This is a genomic window from Thermodesulfobacteriota bacterium, assembly GCA_040756475.1.
GTDB lineage: Bacteria > Desulfobacterota > Deferrisomatia > Deferrisomatales > JACRMM01 > JBFLZB01.
Window position 1 is genome coordinate 1 of sequence record JBFLZB010000042.1, and the last position, 3302, is coordinate 3302.

Below are 3302 nucleotides of genomic sequence, written 5' to 3' on the forward strand. Positions count from 1 at the left end.
CCCAGGAGCCCCCCGCTGAGCGCGGCCCGCAGGGGAAGGCTACCCGTCACGCTACTCATGATGGGCCGGCTCCCCCCGCAGTTCCCCCAGGAGCGTTCGCGCCCGCCCCGAGACCGGTCCGAAGGGGTCGGCCTCGAGAAACCTCTCCAGGGCGTCGGCGGCCCCCGCCCGGTCCCCCCTCCGGGACCGCACCACGCCCAGGTTGAAGAGCGCCTGGGAGTAAGCAGGGTACAGGCGCAGGGCCTCCAGGAAGGCCTCTTCCGCCACGTCGAGGCGCCCCTCTCGCGCCGCCCGGTTTCCGGTCTCCAGCAGGCTCTCCACCGAAGGCGCCTCCTGGGTCCGGTCCCTCGCCGGGGCGGCATCCGCGGCCAGCTCGCGAGCCCACCCGGGCCGCAGGGCAGCCACGCGAGTCCACGGGCTCTGCCCCGTGAGCCACGCCCCGTTCCAGAACAGGACCCCGGGCTGGAGGTGGGCGAAGTAGACGTGCCAGACCACGAAGGGAACCAGGAGCACGCCCGCCGACGCATGCGCCTGGGCCGCCGCCAGGAGCCCCTGCGCCCCCAGGACCCGGAAGGCCGTGGCGGGGTGGCTCACCGCCCAGCCGGTAGCCCCCAGGACCGGCACCGCCAACAGGAGCGCCGTGTAGGGAAGCCTCTCCCGGTAGGAGAACCGGCCCGGCAAGGGGGGCTCCCGTGCGACCCGCAGGTTCCAGGCCAGGCAGCGAACCAGCGCCGCGAGGTCTCCAGGGCGCAGGAGCAGCCCCAGCGGTGTCCTCCCCTCCAGCCACGCCAGACAAATCCGGGTGAGATGGAGCGCCCACGCCAGCAGGAGCGCCCCGGCGCACCACCCGTGGAGCGACCCGAGCGCTCCTGCGGCCGGGCCGAACCCGCTGGCGAGGGAGGGAGACTCCAGGAACGGTCCCGTCGCCAGGGCCCCCAGGCCGCCCAGGGCTGCCCCCAGGTGGAGCCACCGGTCCACGGGATCCAGCACCTCCACCCGCGCGGGAACGGGGCTCATCGGCTCCCCCGCAGGCCATGTGCGAGCAGCACGGCCCCCAGGGCGCCCCCGAGCGCCAGCGCCACGGCGCCGGCCCCTCCCCAGGGGGCCCGGCCCGGCTCTCCCCGGTGGTCGAAGAGGGCCCCGAAGGTTGCGTCGGCTCCCGGGTGACACCCCGGCGCGCCGCACCGCTGCCGGGCCTCGGCTCCCGAAGCGAGCTCGTGCACGCCGTGGCAGTCGGCGCAGGTGGGCAGACGGCGCGGCGGATTGGACCTGCGGTGGGCGCGGTCGCCGAAGGCCCCCGGGGTGTCGGGATAGCGAATCCTGCCGGCCCCGAGCCCGGGGTGGCAGGAAAGGCACAGGGCGTCGGCCCGGGCACCCGCACCCCGCAAGGAGATGTCGGACCGGTGGCACCCCAGGCAGGCGGGCTCCCCCAACCCGGCGTGGGCACCGCGCTCTACCGACGCGGCCAGGGCCTCGTGGCTCGCCCCGGGAACGTGGCACAGCAGATCGCACCGGATCCGCACCGCGCCGTGGGGAATCCCCCCCACGCCCTTGTGGCAGTCGGCGCACGCCAGGCGACCGTGGAGGGAAGCGCCCAAGGCGTCCCGGTGCATCCACAGGGGACGGCCCTCGATCCCCAGGCCGTAGAGGCCGTGGCACTCCAGGCAGGGGTCCTCGGCGGCAGAACCCGGCACGGCCGCCCAGCCCACCAGGAACGCGGCAGCCGCGAGCCGCAGGTACCATCGGCGCCGTCTCCGGATCGCGGGATTCCTCACGGGCCCTCACTCGATCTCGAACAACACGTCCACGTGGACCTCGGCCTCGGTGCGGTCGAAGACCCACCGGTCCACGCTCTGCTTCACGGCGTCCACGAAGGGAGCGTAGCGCGCCAGGTCGGCCCGGGTGGAGGGGGCCTTGAGCTGGGTGCGGGCCACCCGCCCCGACCGGTCCGTCCCCACCCGATACCAGACCCGGCAGATGCCCGCCTGGAGCTCTTCCCGGTGGAAGCGCAGGTCCGGGTAGGGAATGGGAGGGTGGGAGGTCTCCACCGAGGTGGGCGGGTAGCTGACCACCTTGGTCCGGATCCGGGGGTCCAGGTAGCCCCCCTTCCCGGCTTCGCGCCCCACCGGATGGGCCACCGCCGCCTCCGACTCCGCCCGGTGCAGGGCGTCCTGCGCGGCAATTTCCTTTCCCCGGGCCTGGAGCTCGGCGAACAGCGCCGCCCACTCGTCGGGAGACCCGGCCGGGGCGCGGCCCGCCAGGGGTTCCTCCCGGGGGGCGGCGGCAACCGAGAGGCCCGTCTCGGTCGTGGTGGGCACCGTCGTCCCCTCCCGAACCCGGTCGCCTCCCCCCGGAACCGGCGGCGTCGGGGAGGGCACAGGCACCCTGGCCAGCTCCGGGGCGAGCGCCGGTGCCGCCGCAGGCAGGTGCGCCCGATCCGGTTGGGCAGGCGGCACCTGTGGGGTGGGAGGGGGCACGGCCGGGCGGTAGGGCTGGGCCACCAGGACCCGCCGCACCCGCACTTCCTCCAGGGCCGGGCGGTAGGAGACCTGGGGTCCCCAGAACAGAACAGCATGCAGGACCAGGGCCAGGAGGAGCCCCAGGCCGAGCCCGAAGCGCTGGAGCCGAAGCTCCCTGCGGCGCTCCCGGGCGTATCCCTCGGCCCAGATCACCGGGAGTCCCCCTCCGCGGCCGTGGGCAGCGCCACGTCGCGCACCCCCGCCTGCAAGAGCTCGTCCATCACGTCGGCGATCGTGCCGTAGGCCACCCGCCGGTCGCTGCGCACCACCACGGGACCCCTCGGGTTGGCGGCCCGGGCCGCGCGCACGTAAGGGCCCACCTCCGCCAGGGACACGAAGCGCCCGTCGGCCTGGATCCGCCCCTCCGAGGTGATGCTCAGGACGATTTCCCGCAGGTTCACCGACTCCTGCACCGCCGTCTGGGGCAGCTCGATCAACAGGCCCCGGTCCACGCTGAACACCATGGTGACCATGAAGAAGATGATGAGCAGGAAGGCGATGTCGGCCATCGACGCCATGGGCACCGCCTCGTCGTCGGCCGTAAGGCGCCGCCTAAGCCTCAAGGTACTCCCCCCCGATCTGCTCGCGCAGGAGGCTGCGGGCCTGGCGCTCCTCTGCCTCCGCGAGGGCGTCGAGGAAGCGGATGGAGCCCTCTTCGAGCTCCATCACGAAGCGGTTGACCTTGCCCACGAAGAGAGAGTGGGCGAAGAAGACGGGGATGGCGACCGCCAGGCCCGCGGCCGTGGTGATGAGGGCCTCGGAGATGCCCGTGGCCACCTGGGA

At 74.2% G+C, this 3302-nt stretch carries 5 protein-coding genes; all 5 read right to left on the minus strand.

Annotated elements, in window-relative coordinates:
* Nucleotides 1-51: 51 nt before the first annotated feature.
* Complete coding sequence (locus AB1578_08235) at nucleotides 52-1017, minus strand: tetratricopeptide repeat protein (GenBank protein ID MEW6487888.1); 966 nt, start codon at nucleotides 1015-1017, stop codon at nucleotides 52-54.
* Nucleotides 1014-1775, minus strand: a complete 762-nt coding sequence (locus AB1578_08240) for a hypothetical protein (protein MEW6487889.1) — start codon at nucleotides 1773-1775, stop codon at nucleotides 1014-1016. The genes AB1578_08235 and AB1578_08240 overlap by 4 nt, the downstream gene beginning before the upstream one ends.
* A 6-nt stretch (nucleotides 1776-1781) precedes the next feature.
* Nucleotides 1782-2672 carry a hypothetical protein gene (locus AB1578_08245; GenBank protein MEW6487890.1) on the minus strand — a complete coding sequence of 297 codons (891 nt, stop codon included), beginning with the start codon at nucleotides 2670-2672 and terminating at the stop codon, nucleotides 1782-1784.
* Nucleotides 2669-3082, minus strand: coding sequence for a biopolymer transporter ExbD (locus AB1578_08250; protein ID MEW6487891.1), 414 nt, complete (start codon nucleotides 3080-3082; stop codon nucleotides 2669-2671). The genes AB1578_08245 and AB1578_08250 overlap by 4 nt, the downstream gene beginning before the upstream one ends.
* On the minus strand, nucleotides 3072-3302 hold a 231-nt coding region (locus tag AB1578_08255), incomplete at its 5' end, for a MotA/TolQ/ExbB proton channel family protein (GenBank protein ID MEW6487892.1). The genes AB1578_08250 and AB1578_08255, both read right to left, overlap by 11 nt.

Bases quoted from the DNA above. Each gene is read 5' to 3' on its own strand.
- AB1578_08235 (MEW6487888.1), bottom strand. From the start codon at position 1,017: ATGAGCCCCGTTCCCGCGCGGGTGGAGGTGCTGGATCCCGTGGACCGG.